We start from the raw sequence: 17,775 nt of genomic DNA, 5'->3' as shown, positions 1-17,775 counted from the left end.
TACTGACAGAATTGCCAGGTAATCGTGGGTTTGCCGAATGCAAAGCACACTTAAACTTTATTGTGTTGAGGGTTGATCACGTTGCTAAAGAACAGCCACTCCTGTTCCAGCGCATGCGCCAGGTTACTTGCCTGCCGGAAGCCGTGCCGTTCGAGTGCATAGAAATGCCCCTCTGCCTGAACACCCTTGGCCTGGAGTGCTGCGAGCATTTTTCGGGTCTGCTCCGGTACCACTACCGCATCCAGTTCACCCTGGAAGAAAATCACTGGCGCCCTGATGCTGTCTGCATGCAGAAGAGGGGTGCGTTGGCGATAGCGTTCGGCATCCTGCTGCGGGTCGCCGATCAGCCAGTCCAGGTAATCCCCTTCGAACTTGTGCGTGGCACGGCCCAGGGCAACCGGGTCGCTGACCCCATAGAGGCTGGCGCCGGCGCGGAACACGTCATGGAACGCCAAGGCGCACAGGGTGGTGTAGCCCCCAGCACTGCCGCCGCGGATGAACGCCTTGTGCTGGTCGACCAAGCCCTGAGCAGCCAGGTATTCGACCGCCGCGCAAGCATCGGCCACATCGCTCTCACCCCAGCGCAGGTGCAGCGCCTGGCGGTAGTCCCGGCCATAGCCGGTGCTGCCCCGGTAGTTCAGGTCGGCCACGGCAAAGCCGCGTTGAGTCCAGTACTGGATGCGTGGGTCCAGCACGGGATAGCAGGCTGACGTCGGCCCGCCATGGATGAACACCACCAGCGGTGCAGCGCCCTGCGACTGTGATGGCGGGTAGAAGAAACCATGCGCCTGCTCGCCTTCACTGCCGTAGTGGAAAGACTGCGGCAGGCTGATCTGTTCCGCCGGCAGTATTTCGGCACCACCGGCCAGCACGCGTACCTCGTGGTTGCGGCGGTCAATGCCAATCACTGCCGGCGGGCTGATGGGCGAGGCGGCGATGGCATACAGGTGTTCGCTGTCCATGGCCAGGCTGCGAAAGCGTGTGTAGGCACTGGCGTAACGCGCCATGCGGCCATCTTCAGCACGCAGCCCCAATTGCCCGAAGCCGTCTTTGAACCAGCTGGCCAGGTAGCTTTGCGGCCCCAGCGCCAACCAGGTGCAGGTGCCCATTTGCCAAGGCGCTGCCGCGTGGTCGGCAAGCTCCGCAGGCAACACCTGCCAGTGGCCATCGACTTCGCCCCAAGGCTGCCAGAAGCCGTTGCGGTCGGACAGACAGTAGAGACGGCCTTCGTCATCGAAGCGCGGCTGCTGCAGCGATTCGTCATCGCCGGCCACGCACTGCGCGGGCCCCCAATGGCCACTGCTGTCGCGGACGCGGCACATCAGCCGGGTGACGGTCCAAGGCTGTGCCGGGCGGTCCCATTCGACCCATGCCAGTCGTTGGCCATCGGCACTCACAGTGGGTGAGGCATAGAAATCGGCGCCCTCGGCCAACACCTCGCGGCTGCTGTCACCCAACGCAACCAGACGATGCTCCACCTGCTCGGCATGGCGTTCCTCGACGGCCAGCACCTGGCCACCGTGCCACTGCACATCGCCGTAGCGGCAGCTGCCGTCCTGGGTGAGCGCACGCGGTGGCAAATCGTCCAGCGGCTGGGTGTAGACCTGCTGGTCCTTTTCGTTGACGAACACCAGCCCGTCGCCACCCAGGCAGAAGCTGCCCCCGCCATACTCGTAGACCCGGCTGCGCACGCTGAAGCCATCCGGGGTCAGGCATCTAGCCTGGTGGTACAGCCAGTGCCAGATACGGCAAGCACCATCGGCCGGGCGAAATTCAATCCAGAACAGCCCGTCGGCACTGACTTTGAGTTCCGTGAAGTCGGTGCCGGCGGCTACCGCCTGGGCCGCGCTGAATTCAGCCGCGGGCGATGACACGGGAGTTTCGATCATTGCGGAAGGTCATCTGTTCAATGGCGAGCTGGGCGGTTTCCGCCTCCTCGCGGGCCTTGAGGATGATGCCGTGGTCGGCCGACTTGGCGCACACAGGGTCGGCGTTGCTGGCATCGCCGGTCAGCATGAAGGCCTGGCAGCGACAGCCGCCGAAGTCCTTTTCTTTTTCGTCGCAGGAGCGGCATGGTTCGCGCATCCACTCATAACCACGGAAGCGGTTGAAGCCAAACGACTCATACCAGATATGGTGCAGGTCGTGGTCGCGTACATTGGGGAACTGCACCGGCAGTTGGCGGGCGCCGTGGCAGGGCAGCGCGGTGCCGTCCGGGGTGATGGTGAGGAACAGGTTGCCCCAGCCATTCATGCAGGCCTTGGGGCGCTCTTCGTAGTAATCCGGGGTGACGAAAATCAGCTTGCACGGGCTGCCCTCGGCCTTGAGCTTCTCCCGGTACTCATTGGTGATGCGTTCGGCCCGCTCCAGCTGTGCGCGGGTCGGCAGCAGCCCCAAGCGGTTGAGGTGCGCCCAGCCGTAGAACTGGCAGGTGGCAAGCTCGACGAAGTCGGCTTCCAGGGCAATGCACAGCTCGATGATGCGGTCGATCTTGTCGATGTTGTGCCGATGGGTGACAAAGTTGAGCACCATCGGGTAGCCGTGGGCCTTTACCGCACGGGCCATCTCCAGCTTTTGCGCAAAGGCCTTCTTCGAACCGGCCAGCAGGTTGTTGACCTGCTCGTCGCTGGCCTGGAAGCTGATCTGGATATGGTCCAGGCCGGCCTTCTTGAAGTCGGCGATGCGCGCTTCGGTCAGGCCGATACCCGAGGTGATCAGGTTGGTGTAGTAACCCAGGCGGCGGGCTTCGCCGATCAAGTCGGCTAGGTCCTGGCGCACCAGCGGTTCACCGCCGGAAAAACCGATTTGCGCGGCGCCCATTTCCCGCGCTTCGGCCATCACCTTGAACCACTGTTCGGTGCTCAGCTCCTGGCCCTGGGCGGCGAAGTCCAGCGGGTTGGAGCAGTACGGGCACTGCAGTGGGCAGCGGTAGGTGAGCTCGGCCAGCAACCACAGCGGCAGCCCGACCTCGGGCGTGGGCGGTAACTCAGGCGAGGACGATCCAGTGTTCGGCACGGGCCACCTCCATGAACTGCTCGATGTCTTCGGCTACGTCCGGAGCATCGGGGAATTGCTGTTCGAGTTCGCTGATGATTGCTGCCACGTCACGCTGGCCGTCGATCAGGCCACCGATCAGGCTGGCGCTTTCGTTGAGCTTGATCATGCCCTCGGGGTAAAGCAACACATGGCCCTTTTGCGCTGGCTCGTACTGGAAGCGGTAGCCAGGGCGCCAGTTCGGCACCTGCTTGCGATCAAAACTCATAGGGTGATCCCCTTGTGCCACACCCGGTCCTGGGTGACGGAGTGATAAGGCGGGCGGTTCAGCTCGTAGGCCATGCTCATGGCGTCGAGCATGCTCCAGAGGATATCCAGCTTGAACTGCAGGATCTCCAGCATACGCTCCTGGCCCGCGCGGGTGGTGTAGTGCTGCAGGGTAATCGCCAGGCCGTGCTCCACGTCACGGCGGGCCTGGCCCAGGCGGGTGCGGAAGTACTCGTAGCCGGCCGGGTCGATCCACGGGTAGTGCTGCGGCCAGCTGTCCAGGCGCGACTGGTGGATTTGCGGGGCGAACAGTTCTGTCAGCGAGCTGCTGGCCGCTTCCTGCCAGCTGGCGCGGTGGGCGAAGTTGACGTAGGCGTCCACGGCAAAGCGTACGCCTGGCAGTACCAGCTCCTGGGAGCGTAACTGGTCCGGGTCGAGGCCGACGGCCTGGCCCAGGCGCAGCCAGGCTTCGATGCCACCGTCCTCGCCGGGTGCGCCGTCGTGGTCGAGCAGGCGCTGGATCCACTCGCGGCGTACTTCGCGGTCCGGGCAGTTGGCCAGGATCGCGGCATCCTTCATCGGGATGTTGACCTGGTAGTAGAAGCGGTTGGCTACCCAGCCCTGGATCTGCTCGCGGGTGGCGCGCCCCTGGTACATCGCCACGTGGTACGGGTGATGAATGTGGTAATAGGCGCCCTTGGCGCGCAGGGCCTGCTCGAATTCGGCAGGTGACATTGGCAGTGCGTCGCTCATTCGGCTGGCTCCTGTAAAGCTGAGTCTCGGCTCGATCCCACAGGGGAACTAAGTTGCTTGTGCGAGCTCGTTGTTACAACTCGATGCTCATGCCATCGAAGGCAACTTCGACGCCCCGGCGCAGGACTTCGGCGCGCTCGGGTGAGTCTTCGTCGAGAATCGGGTTGGTGTTGTTGATGTGGATAAGTACCTTGCGCTGGCGCGGGAAGCCGTCGAGGACTTCCAGCATGCCACCGGCCCCGTTCTGCGCCAGGTGACCCATTTCGCGGCCGGTGCGGGTGCCCACACCGCGGCGCTGCATCTCGTCGTCTTCCCACAGGGTGCCGTCGACCAGCAGGCAGTCGGCACTGTGCATCATCGTCAGCAGCTTGTCGTCTACCTGCCCCAGGCCTGGGGCATAGAACAGCTTGCCGCCGGTGCGAGTGTCCTCGACCAGCAGGCCCAGGTTATCGCCCGGGTGCGGGTCGAAGCGGTGTGGTGAGTAGGGCGGCGCGGCGCTGCGCAGGGGGAACGGAGTGAAGCGCAGGTTGGGGCAGGCGTCGATCACGAAGCTGCCTTCCAGCTCGATGCGGTTCCACTGCAGGCCACCGTTCCAGTGGCTGAGCATGTTGAACAGCGGGAAACCGGTGGTCAGGTCCTGGTGGACCATGTCGGTGCACCACACCTGGTGTGGGCAGCCCTCACGCAGGCTCAGCAGGCCGGTGGTGTGGTCGATCTGGCTGTCCAGCAGGACGATGGCGTTGATGCCGGTGTCGCGCAGGGCCCGGGCCGGCTGCATTGGCGCAAAGCCTTGCAGTTGGGCGCGGATGTCGGGCGAGGCATTGCATAACACCCAGTGCACGCCGTCGTCGGACAGGGCGATGGATGATTGAGTGCGCGCCGTTGCCCGCAGGGTGCCGTCACGGTAGCCCTTGCAGTTGACGCAGTTGCAGTTCCACTGCGGGAACCCACCACCGGCGGCGGAGCCGAGAACCTGGATGTACATGGCCACTCTCTATGCAGAAAACCGTATCGTAAAAACGAAAACGCCCCGGCGGGCCGAGGCGTTGAGGCGCAAGCCTGGCTTAGCGGCTTGCGAAGTACATGGTGACTTCGAAACCGATACGCAGGTCAGTGTAAGCAGGTTTGGTCCACATGGAATTACTCCTTCCGAATGAGGGTTGGGTTGCTCAGCTACTACTTGGGTACCGCCATGGCTCGGCAGTTCCCTGAAACTGGGATTGCGCTATCTTACAAGAAAAATTTGTACTGAAAGGTTAATTATTCGAAAAGCGCCGTTGCGATTGGCGTAACAATCGAGAGGTTGTTCACGGCCATTCGAGGGCTGGCGCGGCAGCGTTGGCCAAGCAGAGCCAAGGGCAATCCTTATCGAGCAGGGTGCCCAGCAGCTGGTCCAGATCCGTCTGCCGCGTCTTCAAGATAGCCTTGCGCAGCTCATCCAGCCTGCCAGGTTGTGTAGCCAGGTGTGTCTGCCATGCCCATTCGGCAACGTCGGCGTTGGCCATGGCGGGCTCGTCGAATTGCCCGGCCAAGGCCAGGCGAGCGCCCGGATCCAGCGTGATGCCTTGGCGCAGGAGGGTAAACAGGTGGTCGAGGATCTGCGCCTGGCGGGTATGCGGCGACTGCACGCCAAACAGCAGGCCGCCGACGCCCTCGACCTGACGAAAGGTACTGAATACCGCGTAGCCCAGTTGCAGCTCTACCCGCAGCCTTTGGTAAACCGGGCCTTGCAGCAGTTGTGCGAGCAGCCGCCCGCTGGCTTCGCTGGCCGCAGGTAGCGGGCAGAACAGCAGCAGGGCGTGTTCACTTCCCGGTACTTCTGCGTGCTGCCAACGGTGTCTGGCCCATTTCGGCAAGGGGCCAGGCAGCGAGCCTTGCCCAGGGCACTGCTGCAACGCGGTGCCCAAGGCGCCCAGAGCGACATCGTCGAACCCTGTGGCAAGGCCATGCCAGTGCGTGTGCTGCCACAGGCTGTCGAGTTGCGGCTGTGCCGGCGTGCAGGCAGGCATACTGGCGGGGTGGGCGCCCAGTACCGCATCGGGCAGTTGCTTGAGCAAGGCCCTGATGGGGATCAGTGGCGGTGCCGTTGCCGCGTAGGGCCGCCAGCAGTTTTCTCCTGGCATGAGCATGAGTGCCAGGGCCTGCTCCACAGCCCGAAGCACTGCTGCTGGTTGCCCTGCGCAGCGCAATTGCCAGTATTCGCCAACAGCACTGAACAGCAGTTGCACCGAGGCGCGCTCGCAACGCTCCTGCAATGGGGCCAGCGCTTGTTCCAGCACCGCCTGCATGCGCTGGCGCAAAGGCGAAGGCACGTGCCAGCGCAGGTACAGCGCAGCGCACTGACGAGTACCAGGCAGCACGTCGCTGGTTTTCAGGGCCGGCGGTAGAGGTTGCGCTGGGGCATTGGGCACATCTGCCATCAGCAAGGGGTCGACCGGGGGCAGCTGCCATTGCCCGTGTGCTTGGCTCGGCAGGCCCTTCAGCAGTGCTCTGAGGGCCAGCAGACCTTGCGCATCCAGGTTGGCGAACGGCTGGCCCGTGCTGTCCCGGCGGGCCAGCTCAAGCGCGCCGGCGCTGCGTGCGCGGCTGCGCTGCAGCAGGCCGAATGCGTGGTTGATCTGCTCAAGGTCGGCCTGGCGGATGAAGCCGAACCAACCTTGCAGCAGGGCATCTGCTTCCTCCTGGTTGGCGCTTGCGCTCAGTTGCAAGTCAATGCGCCAAAGTAACTGCCCGGCGAAGTTGTACAGCATCTCGGCCTTGAAGCTTTGCAGCCAGCCACGTTGGCGCAGCGCATCCAGCCAGGTACCTGGGCGGTTGTCACCGAGGCAGCTGATCAGTAATTCCAGCGCCTGCTCGGCACCTGCCGGGAGCTGTTCATGGGTAAAGACCAGGCGCGCGCGCGTTGGCGACAATGACGGTGGCAGCGTTTGTGGCACCGGCGTGCCCGTTGCGAACAGGCTGGCATGCTGCCTGCCCAGCTGTTCCAGCTCATCCAGAGACTGTGGGCCACACAGGCTCAAGGTTATCTGGCCGCCTTGGTAATACCGTTGGTGAAAACCTTCGAGGGCTTGCTGGAAGGCGGGGTTCTGCAAGGCCAGGGTGTGCCGGTTACCGGCGTGAAAAGCGCCTAGCGGATGGCCCTGCGACACCGATTGCAGCAAGGCGAACTGCTGCTGAGCCTGCGGGTCGCGCGACCAGGCAATGAACTCGGCGTGGATCACTTCGCGTTCACGGCGTTGGCGCTCGATGCCCAGGTCGGGCTCGGCCAGCATCTGGCACAGGCGCTCAAGCCCTCCGGCCAAGGCATTGGTCGGGACTTCGAAGAAAAAGTCTGTGGCGCGCTCCCGGGTGCTGGCGTTGACCTGGCCGCCGAGAGCCTGGACGTAGCGCATCAGGCCGTCGTCCAAGGGGAACCGCGCGGTGCCGAGGAAGAAAAGGTGTTCGAGGAAGTGGGCCAGGCCGGGCCACCTGGCGGGCGCGTCGTGGCTGCCCGCGTGCACCCGCAATGCGGCAGCCGAGCGCTTCAGGCGCGGGGCGTGGCGCAGGGTCAGCTGCAGGCCGTTGGCGAGGGTGAGATGGCGAGTGGTGTCAGGCATGGGAACTCCGGTAACTGGGGTCCATGCTAACCCATTTGTTTGCAGGCCCGGCCCCAGTCAGCTTTTACGCAAGTGCAGTTCCTGGCGCAGGTCTGTCAGGTAAGGAAACGCCTCCCGCCCCTGCACCACCCTTTCATGCTCCAGCTCCGCCAGCAGCAGGCATTCATCCCGCCCGGCCATGGCCAGCAGGCTGCCATCCGGGCCGATGATGCTGCTCTGCCCGCAATACTGGATCGGGTCTTCCGAGCCGCAATAGTTGGCATACACCAGGTAGCACTGGTTTTCCTGCGCCCGCGCCCTCACGGTCACCTGGCAGATGAAGTCGTACGGGGTCATGTTCGCCGTCGGCACCAGGATCAGTTCGGCACCGTCCAGCGCCAGGCGTCGGGCGTTCTCCGGGAACTCGATGTCGTAACAGATCAGCAGCCCGACTTTCCAGCCGTCCAGTTCCACCACCGGGAAGTGGTCGGGGCCTGCGCTGAACATCGAGCGGTCCAGATCCCCGAACAGATGGGTCTTGCGGTAGTTGCTCAGGCTGCGGCCGTGCGCATCAATCAACTGCACACTGTTGTAGATCGCACCATCATCGCCGCGCTCGGGATAGCCGTAGACAATAGCGATACGGTGCGCCTGGGCAATCTCCACCACGCCCATCGCCGCCGGTCCATCGCTGGCTTCGGCCAGCCGCTCTACCTGGGCCAGGCCGATGTTGTAGCCGGTCAGGAACATTTCCGGGCACACCAGCAGTTGCGCGCCGCGCTCGGCAGCCAGCTGGGCCTGGTGGTGCAGCCGTTGCAGGTTACCGGGCACGTCCAGTGGCTTGGGAGCGCCCTGGAACAGAGCAATGCGCATGGTGCCTCCTTGTGTCAGTCTGCCAGGGCGATCGGGCCGATCTCGTCAAACACATCGCCCGGGCCGGGGTTGTCCGGGTGGGTCTGGCCACCGAAGTGGTTCATGATACCCCACACCGCATTCAGCGATGTCTGCACCGCGCCTTCCACCCACGCCGGGGTCCACGACACGTCGTCACCGGCGATGAACATGCCGCGCTGCTCGGCAGGCATGTCTTGCTGCATGAAGTGCGCGTACATGCGCTGGTTGTAGCGGTAGTGGCCCGGCAGTGCGCCTTTGAAGGCGCCGAGGAAGTGCGGGTCTGCCTCCCAGGAAATAGTGATTGGGTCGCCGATGATGTGCCCGGCGATATCGGTCTTGGGGTAGATCTTCTTCAGCGCATCCAGGGCCAGCTGGACGCGCTTTTCCACGGGGTGCGGCAACATTTTCAGCGCGTCGCTCATCCAGGCGTAGGACAGGCAGATCACACCCGGCTTGTCGTCGCCGTTGTCGAACAGGTAGGTGCCGCGGGTGAGGCGATCGGTGAGGGTCATGCTCATCAGGTCGCGGCCGGTTTGCGGGTCCTTGTCCTTCCAGAACGGCCGGTCGACCATGACGAAGGTCTTCGACGACTGCATGTAGCGGGTGCGGTCCAGCGCCATCCACATCTTTTGCGAAAACAGCGATTCCTCGCAGTCGATCTGGGTGGTCAGCAGCCAGGTCTGGCAGGTGGCGAGCACGGCGCCGTAGTGGCGGGTGTCGCCCCAGTTGTCGGTGACCGCCAGGCGGCCATCGGCGGCACGGGCAATGCGCTTGACCCCGGTGCGCGGCGCACCGCCATGCAGGCCACTCAGGCTGGTGCCCTCCGGCCAGTGGGCGCAGCGCTCAGGCACATGGCGCCAGATACCTTGCGGCACCTGCTCCACTCCGCCCACGACCAGGTGTTGGTGGTCGTCGCAGTTGGTCATCACCACGCGGAAAATTTCCAGCATCGAGTTGGGGAAGTCCGAGTCCCACCCGCCGGTGCCGAAGCCGACCTGGCCAAACACTTCGCGATGCTGAAAGCTCAGTTTGGCGAACGAGCGCGAGGTGGCGACGAAGTCGTAGAAGGTGCGGTCATCCCACAGTGGGACCAGCTTGTTCCACAGTTCCTTCAGGCGCGGTACATCCCGGTCGCGGATGGCCTGCTGGATGTCGGCGAACTGGGCGCCGCTTTCCAGCGCATCGGCCCAGGCGTCGGCTACTTCGTGGAACAGCTTGGGCAGGTCGGTGGTTTTTTCGGCGTAGTAGGTCTGGCCTTCCAGGTCGATCACTGTGCTGCCCGAGGCCGGGGTCAGCGGGTTGGGGAAGGGCTTGGTTTCCAGGCCCAGCTTGTCCACGTAGTGGTAAAAGGCAGTGGACGACACCGGAAAGCGCATGCCACCGAGTTCGGCGATGATTCCGTCGGTGCCGTTGAAGGCTTGCGAACGCAGCCTGCCACCCAGCTTGGAGGCCTCGTACACCACCGGCTTCAAGCCCAGTTTCATCAGCTCATAGGCCGCCACCAGGCCGGCGATACCAGCACCCACGATTGCCACTTCCTCACCGTGACGCTCAGCTGGGATGCTGCCCAGGCCTGCGGGGTGTTCCAGCCAGTCGTCGAAAGCGAAGGGGAAGTCCGGGCCGAAGATGGTGATCGGCTTCTTGCCGTCGGCGGGGTGGCGGTTTTTCTTGTTCATGAAGTGACCTTGCCAGAGAGGCTGCGCGGGTGGCGGAGCCTGAGTATAGGAGATGGCTGGAGGTCATTTTAAGGCGTGGGGGAATCGTAATTAAGGTGCATATTGGCGTCTTAATGTATTACTTTTCGTCGAAAAAGTAAGTTTAAAATTATTTATGACGAAGTGCTTGTAGTGCGATTTGCTGTGCCTATCAGGTCGAGCGCAGCTCGCGATGCGCCGCGCGGGCGGCGCTCGATCTGATAGGCGCAGTAAATTGCAAGGCAAGCACCTGGTGGCCTCATGCGGCCTCTCTGGCGGGCATAAGTACACTTTGGACGGGCTCTGATCAGCCAATTCCTACACCCAACGCTCGGAATAAAGAATTACCCTACGCTCGCTATCGCCTCAGTCTGGCATCGCGGGAACGGCTTCATCGTTAACTTCACCGGGTCGCCGAAAATTCGGTGATCGGGCGTGAGAACCCGCTGATCTTTCTAGAGGCGCACTGTTATGGCAGCTGTGCGCGGGCAGGCTTTGCCTGGCCGGGTATGCGCCTCCAAGTTCGCCGGTTCTCACCTCGCGCATGGCTGCCACCCAATTCCCGTGAGAAGGAAGCGATTGGCCGCCAGTCATCCCTGTGATCTGGAGGCTATACCATGACTGACCGTTTGCCCGATCAACCTGTAAAACTGCAACCCACCGCTGAAAAGCCCTTCTGCAACTGCGAATCCAGCCACCCGCCGCTATTCGCCATCCGTCCTGGCATCGACGCCGCCGACGCTCTAGTCCACGCCTGCCTGCTGGCCCGTGGCCTCAACCAGATTGCCACTGACTACGCCCAGCACCACGCCCCCGAGCGTAGCCGAGACATCGTCTGGTCGATGCAGCATTCTGCCGAGAGCCTTTCGGCGATTCTGGAGGGGCTGCTCGACGGCCAGGAGGCCTGATTGATCAGAGCGGCTGACCGCGATCCACCTTGCTGCTGAGAATGATCGACGTGGTGGTCTTCTCCACCCCGTCGACACTGCCGATCTGGTCGAGCAACTGGTCCAGTTGCTCAGGTGAGTCCGTAAGCAGCCAGGCCACATAGTCGAACTCGCCGCTTACCGCGCACAGCTGCTGCACCTGTCCCATGGCACTCAAGCGCCGCACCACTTCCTTGCCGGAGCGCGGCTGCACCTTGATCCCCACATACGCCTGCAGCCCGCCACCCAGCACCCGCTGACCCAGACGTACGCCATAACCGGAGATGACCTTGTTCTTCTCCAGACGCTCCAGGCGCGAATTGACGGTGGTGCGGGCGATACCCAGCTGGCGGGCGAGGGTGGCGACACTTTCGCGGGCGTTGATTTGCAGCAGGGCGATCAGTTGGCGATCGATTTCATCCAGCGTGATGGAGCGGGAATCCGACATGGCGAGTCTCTTCGGTTGGCCTGCTAGCCTAGCCAGCGAGTGGCAATCAGGGCAAGGCCGGAGTGCCGTGTACTCAAGGACAACAAGCTGCGCTTTCTCTTGACCCCCGCGGCGGCCTGGCCCGGCGTCATGCCCGGCACATGCAGCAGCGACCCGGGGCAGGGTGTGCACGGAAAAAGCGGGCGTGTTTGCGCAGTTGGTCTACAGGCAAAAAAAAGCCGCGCATTTGCGCGGCTTTCGTATGTGGTGGGCCCACACGGACTTGAACCGTGGACCAAAGGATTATGAGTCCTCTGCTCTAACCAACTGAGCTATAGGCCCTCAGTAAGTGGCCGGATTATAACGGGGGTTTCGCACCTGTGCCATCTGAAAGATCCGATAGTGCTATGCGAAGAAACGCTGTCGCGAACTCCTCGGGCGGCAGTGGCAGGCTGACGATGTAGCCTTGGATCTGCTCGCAGCCCTCGGCCGCCAGGAAGCGTTGCTGGGCCTGGTTTTCCACACCTTCGGCAATGATGGTCAGTTGCATGCTGCGGCCCAGGGCAATGATTGCACGGGCGATGGCGGCATCGTGCGGGTCGTCGGGCAGGCCGCGGATGAACGACTTGTCGATCTTCAGAATGTCCAGCGGCAGGCGCTTGAGATAGCTCAGCGATGAATAGCCGGTGCCAAAGTCGTCGATGGCCAGTTGCACGCCCAGTTTTTTCAACTGGTACAGCACGGCCAAGGCCTCTTCAGCTTGGCTCATGATGAAGTTTTCGGTGATCTCCAGCTGCAAGTCACCTGCCTTGAGTTGGTGATGCTTGAGCAACTGTTCGATGCGCCGTGCCAGGTGCGGCTGGCGTAGCTGGGCGCCCGCGAGGTTGATCGACAAGGGGCCGAAGGGTTCGTAGTGCTGCTTCCAGGCCTGCATCTGCTGGCAGGCCTGTTCCAATACCCAGTCGCCTAGTTGGAGGATGGTGCCGTTCTCCTCCGCCAGGTGGATGAAGTGCTCCGGGGGCACTTCACCAAAGGTCGGGTGGCTCCAGCGGATCAGCGCCTCGGCGCCGACCAGGCTCTGGGTCTTGAGGCTGAGCTTGGGCTGGAAGCACAGGCTCATTTCGTTGCGTTCGACGGCACGGCGCAGTTCGTGTTCCAGAGCAATCCGTTCGCTGGCCTGGGCGGTGAGGTCGCGGGTGTAGGCCTCGACGCGGTTGCGGCCCTTGGCTTTGGAGCGGTACATGGCAGCATCGGCGTTGCGGATCAGTGTGGCAACGTCGCTGCCATCCTGTGGATAAAGGCTGATGCCGATGCTGGCGCTGGTGAAAAACTCATGCTCACCGGCCTGGAACGGTGCGATGAAGCAGGCCAGCAGCTTGTTGGCGATGGTACTGGCGTCACTGGGCTTGTGCAGGCCGGGCAGCAGGATGATGAACTCGTCGCCGCCCAGGCGGGCCACGGTGTCGACGTCACGCACCTGCTCCTTGAGGCGCTGGGCAATGCCCTTGAGCAGCAAGTCGCCGACCGGGTGGCCGAGGCTATCGTTGATGTGCTTGAAGCGGTCGAGGTCGAGGAACAGCACCGCACCCTGGCGGTTGGACACCTGCGCGCAGGTGAGCACGGCCTGCAGGCGGTTCTCGAACAAGGCACGGTTGGGCAGGCCGGTCAGCGGGTCGTGGTGGGCCTGGTAGTCGAGCTTGGCCTGGGCATGCTTGAGGCTGGAAATGTCGGCGAACACAGCCACGAAGTGAGTGATCTCGCGGTCGCTGTTGCGCACGGCGCTGATGGTCAGCCAGCCGGGGTACAGTTCGCCGTTCTTGCGCTTGTTGTAGATCTCGCCTTGCCAGTGACCCTCGGCGGTAAGCTGGTGCCACATGGCGGCATAGAAGGCGCTGTCGTGCTGGCCGGAGGCAAGCAGGCGCGGGGTCTGGCCGAGGGCTTCGATTTCGCTGTAGCCGGTGATTTCGCTGAAGGCACGGTTGACGGCACTGATGCGCTGGTCGATGTCGGTGATCAGCACGCCTTCGGCAGTGTTCTCGAACACGGTGGCGGCCAGTTGCAGTTTTTCCTGCATCAGGTGGCGCTCGGTGATGTCGCGGGCGATGGTCAGCATGCAGTCGACGCCGGCAATCGGCAGGGGCCTGGCGGACAGCTCGCACAGGCGGACCTGCCCGTCGCTGCGGCGGATGTGGCAGGTGAAGTCACGCACGAAACCGTCGCGGTTGAGCTGGTCGACCAGGCGTTTGCGTTCGTTGAGGTCGACCCAGATACCCAGGTCCAGCGAGGTCTGGTCGATAGTCGGGTTCAGGTCATAGCCAGTCAGACGGCAGAAGCCTTCGTTCACCTCAAGCAGCAAACCGTCGCTCTGGCGCGACAGCAGCAGGCCGTCGGGCGAGGCGTGGAAGGCCTTGGCGAACTTTTCTTCTGAAGTTTGCAGCTGCTGCTGGGTCTCCTTGAGCTGGCTGATGTCGCGAACTGCCACAACCAGCGCGGGGGTGCCGTCCAGTTCGAAGGTTTCGGCCGAAGTCAGGCCGGTGAAGAGTTGGCCATTACTGCGGCGAAAGCTCATCTCAAGGTTGCGGATGCCACCTTGGTGCAGGCGCTCAAGCAGCGGCGGGCCGGAGCCTTCGACGCCCCACAGGTTCAGGTCGGTGGCGCTGCGGCCAAGCACCTGGTCCGGGTTCAGGCCAATCTGCTCTTCGAAGGCTTCGTTCACCTCCAGCAGGCAGCCGTCGCTGTGGCGGGCAATCAGTAGAATGTCGGGGCACTGCTGGAACACCGAGGCAAACTTTTGCTCGGAAAGACGCAGGGCGTCCTCGGTGCGCTTGGTTTCGCTGATGTCGATCATCAGCCCGCGCATCACCGGCTGGTGCCCGTGTTCGATCATGCTGACAATGTTGCGTATCCACAATGGCTGACCGTCGGCCCGTATCACCCGATAGTCCAGGCTGTGGTCGCGTCCGGCTGCGGTTTCGCTGTCGCAGTATGCCTGCGCCCAGAGCGCGTCCTCCGGGTGCAGGATGCTGCGCCAGAAGCCCGGTTTGAGCCAGTCGCCAAGCGGGTAACCCAGCAAGTCTTCGGCGTGCGGTGAGACATAGCTGTAGGTGAAGTCGTTGGCGTCGGCTTCCCAGGCGATGGCTGACAGGCTCTCGACCAGGCCGCGGTAGTGGTACTCACTGCTGCGCAGCTCCTGCTCCAGGGCGATGCGCCGGGAAATTTCCGAGCTGAGGCGGCGGTTGATACGGATGACCACGGCCAGAACGGCCATCAGCAAAAGGACTGTTGGCAAGCCATATACCAGCAGGTCGGACCAGAACATCCGTTGGTCGACCACGTTACCCACCCAGCGCTGCTGGATCTGGCTGACTTCGCCGCTGCTCATGTCAGCCATGACTTTGTCCAGAATGCCCACCAGCACTTTGTTGTCACGTGGTGCGGCCATGGCCAGCTGATAGCGGTAGGGCGTTTCACCACTGACGTAGAGGCCGTCGAGCTTGAGCTGTCGCAGGCTCCAGATGCTTGACGCCAGGTCGCCGACCACCGCGTCCACTTGATCGGTAGCCAAGGCCTGCAGTGTGGAGCTGACATTGGGCAGCGCCACCAGGTTGAGGTCGGGGTGATGGGTACGCAGCAGTTCGTGCGGGGCGTAATTTTCGACTACGGCAATCTTCAGGCCATACAGGTCGTCCAGTTTGCGCGGTTGGACACCGCCTTTGTGGGCGAGGATGACGATCGGGAAGTCGAGGTACGGACGGGTGAAGGCCAGGTAGCCTTGGCGTTCGGGCGTGGACATGATGCCTGGCAGCAGGTCGATGCGGTTATCCCGTGCCTGCGCCAGTACCTCGGTCCAGCTGCTGGGCTCGACCGGTTTGAGCGTCACGCCCAGGCGTTGCTGGATCGCAGCGATGTAATCGGCGGCCAATCCCTGGTACCGGCCCTCCTGGTCGCGAAACTCGAACGGTGGCCAAGAGGCGTCTACACCCAGGCTCAGCTGCGGGTGGGCAGCCAACCAGGCTTTTTCCTCGTCTGTCAGGGTCAGGGCGCCGGCCGTCGTGTTCCACAGAATCAGGAGCAGCAACAGAATGGCCGGCATAAGTGGCATAGCAGCCTCGCATTCTTGGGGTCTGACGTCGAGTGTAGACGGGCATTGCGCAAGCGTGGGGTAAGCGAGATACGTGTAGGTGCAGCCTTGTGCTGCGAAAGGGCCGGTATGGGCGGAGGTGTTCGGTGACCCGGATGGCCTCTTCGCAGCACAAGGCTGCTTCTACAGGGACCGCGAGTGCTTCAAAAGGCAGAAAAGAAAAACCCCGGCCTGGGCCGGGGTTTTGTCATCACTCGTCGAGGAAGGAGCGCAGGTGCTCGCTGCGAGTCGGGTGGCGCAGTTTTCGCAACGCCTTCGCTTCGATCTGACGGATCCGCTCACGCGTTACGTCAAACTGCTTGCCCACCTCTTCGAGGGTGTGGTCGGTGTTCATGTCGATACCGAAACGCATGCGCAGCACTTTGGCTTCGCGTGCAGTCAGGCCCGAGAGCACGTCACGGGTGGCTTCCTTGAGGCTTTCGACCGTGGCCACATCAATCGGGGACTGCATGGTCGAGTCCTCGATGAAGTCGCCCAGGTGCGAATCTTCGTCGTCACCGATCGGGGTTTCCATGGAGATCGGCTCTTTGGCGATCTTCAGTACCTTGCGGATCTTGTCCTCAGGCATTTCCATGCGCTCGCCCAGCTCTTCCGGGGTCGGTTCGCGACCCATTTCCTGCAGCATCTGGCGGGAAATACGGTTGAGCTTGTTGATCGTCTCGATCATGTGCACCGGAATACGGATGGTGCGTGCCTGGTCGGCGATCGAGCGGGTAATCGCCTGCCGGATCCACCAGGTGGCGTAGGTCGAGAACTTGTAGCCGCGACGGTATTCGAACTTGTCCACCGCCTTCATCAAGCCGATGTTGCCTTCCTGGATCAGGTCAAGGAACTGCAGGCCACGGTTGGTGTACTTCTTGGCGATGGAAATCACCAGACGCAGGTTCGCCTCGACCATTTCTTTCTTGGCGCGGCGGGCCTTGGCTTCGCCGATCGACATGCGACGGTTGATGTCCTTGATCTCGGCAACGGTCAGGCCGGTTTCGGTCTCAAGGTCGATCAGCTTCTGCTGGCAAGCAACGATGGCGGCGTCCTTTTCACCCAGGGCGGCAGCCCATTTGGTGTTGCGCTTGGCCAGGTCACCGCTCCAGGTCTGGTCGGTTTCGTTGCTGGGGAACATGCGCAGGAAGTCGGCACGCGGCATGCGGGCATCACGCACACACAGCTGCATGATGGCGCGTTCTTGCTGACGCAGACGGTTCAGTGCATCACGAACACGTTCTACCAGCACCTCGAACTGCTTGGGTACCAGCTTGATCGGCATGAACAGGTCGGCGAGGGCTTGCAGGGCCTCGATGCTTTCCTTGTGGGCACGACCGTTCTTCTTCACGACCTTGACAGTCGCCTGAAGCTGGTCGGATACCGCACCGAAACGCTGGGCTGCGACTACCGGGTCCGGACCGCTCTCGGTCTCTTCCTCGTCGTCACTGCCTTCGGACTCTTCCTCTTCGTCGTCGGACTCTTCCTTCGCGGCTGCGGCCTTGGCGCCAGGGATCGGCACCTCTTCGGTCGGCGCGGCGATGTTGTCGTCAGGGTCGATGTAGCCGCTGAGCACGTCGGACAGGCGGCCACCCTCGGTGGTGACGCGGTCATATTCGCTGAGAATGTAATCGACAGTACCCGGGAAGTGGGCGATGGCGCCCATCACTTCACGGATGCCTTCCTCGATACGCTTGGCGATTTCGATCTCGCCTTCGCGGGTCAGCAGCTCGACGGTACCCATTTCGCGCATGTACATGCGCACCGGGTCAGTCGTGCGGCCGATATCGGTTTCAACTGCCGCCAACGCAGCAGCGGCTTCTTCGGCCGCGGCTTCGTCGGTGTCGGCTTCCGCCAACAGAAGGGCATCCGCATCCGGAGCACTCTCGAATACGTTGATCCCCATGTCGTTGATCATGCGGATGATGTCTTCCACCTGTTCAGGATCTGAAATATCCTCAGGCAGGTGGTCGTTGACCTCCGCGTAAGTCAGGTAGCCCTGCTCACGACCGCGGGTGATCAACTCTTTGATACGAGACTGCTGTTGCGCTTTTCCGGACATAACACCCTATCCACTGAAGGTCTTGGCGGGCAAAAAACAAGCCGAGGATTATACCCGAGCATG

The 17,775-nt window shown here is 62.7% G+C and carries 13 protein-coding genes and 1 tRNA gene; 1 reads left to right on the top strand and 13 read right to left on the bottom strand.

Features of this window, described 5'->3' with window-relative positions:
* Positions 1–50: 50 nt before the first annotated feature.
* From J3A71_RS26985 to J3A71_RS26945, 9 genes are all read right to left on the bottom strand, one after another.
* Complete coding sequence (locus J3A71_RS26985) at positions 51–1,889, bottom strand: S9 family peptidase (protein WP_096425489.1); 1,839 nt, start codon at positions 1,887–1,889, stop codon at positions 51–53.
* Complete coding sequence (gene pqqE / locus J3A71_RS26980) at positions 1,855–3,015, bottom strand: pyrroloquinoline quinone biosynthesis protein PqqE (protein ID WP_096425490.1); 1,161 nt, start codon at positions 3,013–3,015, stop codon at positions 1,855–1,857. Before pqqE ends, J3A71_RS26985 begins: the two co-directional genes overlap by 35 nt.
* Entirely contained in the window at positions 2,987–3,262 is a 276-nt protein-coding gene (pqqD, locus tag J3A71_RS26975) for a pyrroloquinoline quinone biosynthesis peptide chaperone PqqD (RefSeq protein WP_016484591.1), read from the bottom strand. The genes pqqE and pqqD overlap by 29 nt, the downstream gene beginning before the upstream one ends.
* A complete protein-coding gene (gene pqqC / locus J3A71_RS26970) occupies positions 3,259–4,014 on the bottom strand; it encodes a pyrroloquinoline-quinone synthase PqqC (protein ID WP_209953516.1) in 756 nt (251 codons plus the stop codon). The genes pqqD and pqqC overlap by 4 nt, the downstream gene beginning before the upstream one ends.
* A 73-nt stretch (positions 4,015–4,087) precedes the next feature.
* Positions 4,088–4,999 (bottom strand): pyrroloquinoline quinone biosynthesis protein PqqB, encoded by a 912-nt coding sequence (pqqB, locus tag J3A71_RS26965; protein ID WP_096425491.1) that lies wholly within the window; start codon positions 4,997–4,999, stop codon positions 4,088–4,090.
* A gap of 79 nt (positions 5,000–5,078) precedes the next feature.
* Entirely contained in the window at positions 5,079–5,150 is a 72-nt protein-coding gene (gene pqqA, locus J3A71_RS26960; RefSeq protein WP_008365141.1) for a pyrroloquinoline quinone precursor peptide PqqA, read from the bottom strand.
* A 171-nt stretch (positions 5,151–5,321) separates the two neighbouring features.
* Positions 5,322–7,610 carry a pyrroloquinoline quinone biosynthesis protein PqqF gene (gene pqqF / locus J3A71_RS26955; RefSeq protein ID WP_096425492.1) on the bottom strand — a complete coding sequence of 763 codons (2,289 nt, stop codon included), beginning with the start codon at positions 7,608–7,610 and terminating at the stop codon, positions 5,322–5,324.
* 57 nt (positions 7,611–7,667) lie between these two features.
* A complete protein-coding gene (locus tag J3A71_RS26950) occupies positions 7,668–8,462 on the bottom strand; it encodes a carbon-nitrogen hydrolase family protein (RefSeq protein WP_016484594.1) in 795 nt (264 codons plus the stop codon).
* A gap of 14 nt (positions 8,463–8,476) precedes the next feature.
* Positions 8,477–10,159, bottom strand: a complete 1,683-nt coding sequence (locus J3A71_RS26945) for an NAD(P)/FAD-dependent oxidoreductase (protein WP_060517982.1) — start codon at positions 10,157–10,159, stop codon at positions 8,477–8,479.
* A 635-nt stretch (positions 10,160–10,794) separates the two neighbouring features.
* Between J3A71_RS26945 and J3A71_RS26940 the strand changes: the two genes are divergently transcribed.
* Positions 10,795–11,085 carry a hypothetical protein gene (locus tag J3A71_RS26940; protein WP_016484596.1) on the top strand — a complete coding sequence of 97 codons (291 nt, stop codon included), beginning with the start codon at positions 10,795–10,797 and terminating at the stop codon, positions 11,083–11,085.
* Positions 11,086–11,089: 4 nt separating this feature from the next.
* On the opposite strand, the gene J3A71_RS26935 is transcribed toward J3A71_RS26940, so the two are convergent.
* From J3A71_RS26935 to rpoD, 4 genes are all read right to left on the bottom strand, one after another.
* On the bottom strand, positions 11,090–11,551 hold the full coding sequence (locus tag J3A71_RS26935; protein WP_016484597.1) for an Lrp/AsnC family transcriptional regulator: 462 nt from the start codon (positions 11,549–11,551) through the stop codon (positions 11,090–11,092).
* A gap of 244 nt (positions 11,552–11,795) precedes the next feature.
* Positions 11,796–11,872, bottom strand: a tRNA-Ile gene (locus J3A71_RS26930).
* A gap of 16 nt (positions 11,873–11,888) precedes the next feature.
* Positions 11,889–15,632 carry a bifunctional diguanylate cyclase/phosphodiesterase gene (locus tag J3A71_RS26925; RefSeq protein ID WP_016484598.1) on the bottom strand — a complete coding sequence of 1,248 codons (3,744 nt, stop codon included), beginning with the start codon at positions 15,630–15,632 and terminating at the stop codon, positions 11,889–11,891.
* Positions 15,633–15,861: 229 nt separating this feature from the next.
* A complete protein-coding gene (rpoD, locus tag J3A71_RS26920) occupies positions 15,862–17,712 on the bottom strand; it encodes an RNA polymerase sigma factor RpoD (RefSeq protein ID WP_016484599.1) in 1,851 nt (616 codons plus the stop codon).
* Positions 17,713–17,775: the final 63 nt, after the last annotated feature.

This window comes from Pseudomonas sp. PvP089 (assembly GCF_017875165.1).
In the GTDB taxonomy this organism is placed as follows: Bacteria; Pseudomonadota; Gammaproteobacteria; order Pseudomonadales; family Pseudomonadaceae; genus Aquipseudomonas; species Aquipseudomonas fortuita.
Note: the sequence above shows the minus strand (reverse complement) of the source record. Positions and strands in the feature narration are given on the sequence as shown.

Coding starts and splice junctions, on each gene's coding strand:
- J3A71_RS26985 (WP_096425489.1), bottom strand. CDS start 1,889: ATGATCGAAACTCCCGTGTCATCGCCCGCGGCTGAATTCAGCGCGGCC.
- pqqD (WP_016484591.1), bottom strand. CDS start 3,262: ATGAGTTTTGATCGCAAGCAGGTGCCGAACTGGCGCCCTGGCTACCGC.
- pqqC (WP_209953516.1), bottom strand. CDS start 4,014: ATGAGCGACGCACTGCCAATGTCACCTGCCGAATTCGAGCAGGCCCTG.
- pqqB (WP_096425491.1), bottom strand. CDS start 4,999: ATGTACATCCAGGTTCTCGGCTCCGCCGCCGGTGGTGGGTTCCCGCAG.
- pqqF (WP_096425492.1), bottom strand. CDS start 7,610: ATGCCTGACACCACTCGCCATCTCACCCTCGCCAACGGCCTGCAGCTG.
- J3A71_RS26950 (WP_016484594.1), bottom strand. CDS start 8,462: ATGCGCATTGCTCTGTTCCAGGGCGCTCCCAAGCCACTGGACGTGCCC.
- J3A71_RS26945 (WP_060517982.1), bottom strand. CDS start 10,159: ATGAACAAGAAAAACCGCCACCCCGCCGACGGCAAGAAGCCGATCACC.
- J3A71_RS26940 (WP_016484596.1), top strand. CDS start 10,795: ATGACTGACCGTTTGCCCGATCAACCTGTAAAACTGCAACCCACCGCT.
- J3A71_RS26935 (WP_016484597.1), bottom strand. CDS start 11,551: ATGTCGGATTCCCGCTCCATCACGCTGGATGAAATCGATCGCCAACTG.
- J3A71_RS26925 (WP_016484598.1), bottom strand. CDS start 15,632: ATGCCACTTATGCCGGCCATTCTGTTGCTGCTCCTGATTCTGTGGAAC.
- rpoD (WP_016484599.1), bottom strand. CDS start 17,712: ATGTCCGGAAAAGCGCAACAGCAGTCTCGTATCAAAGAGTTGATCACC.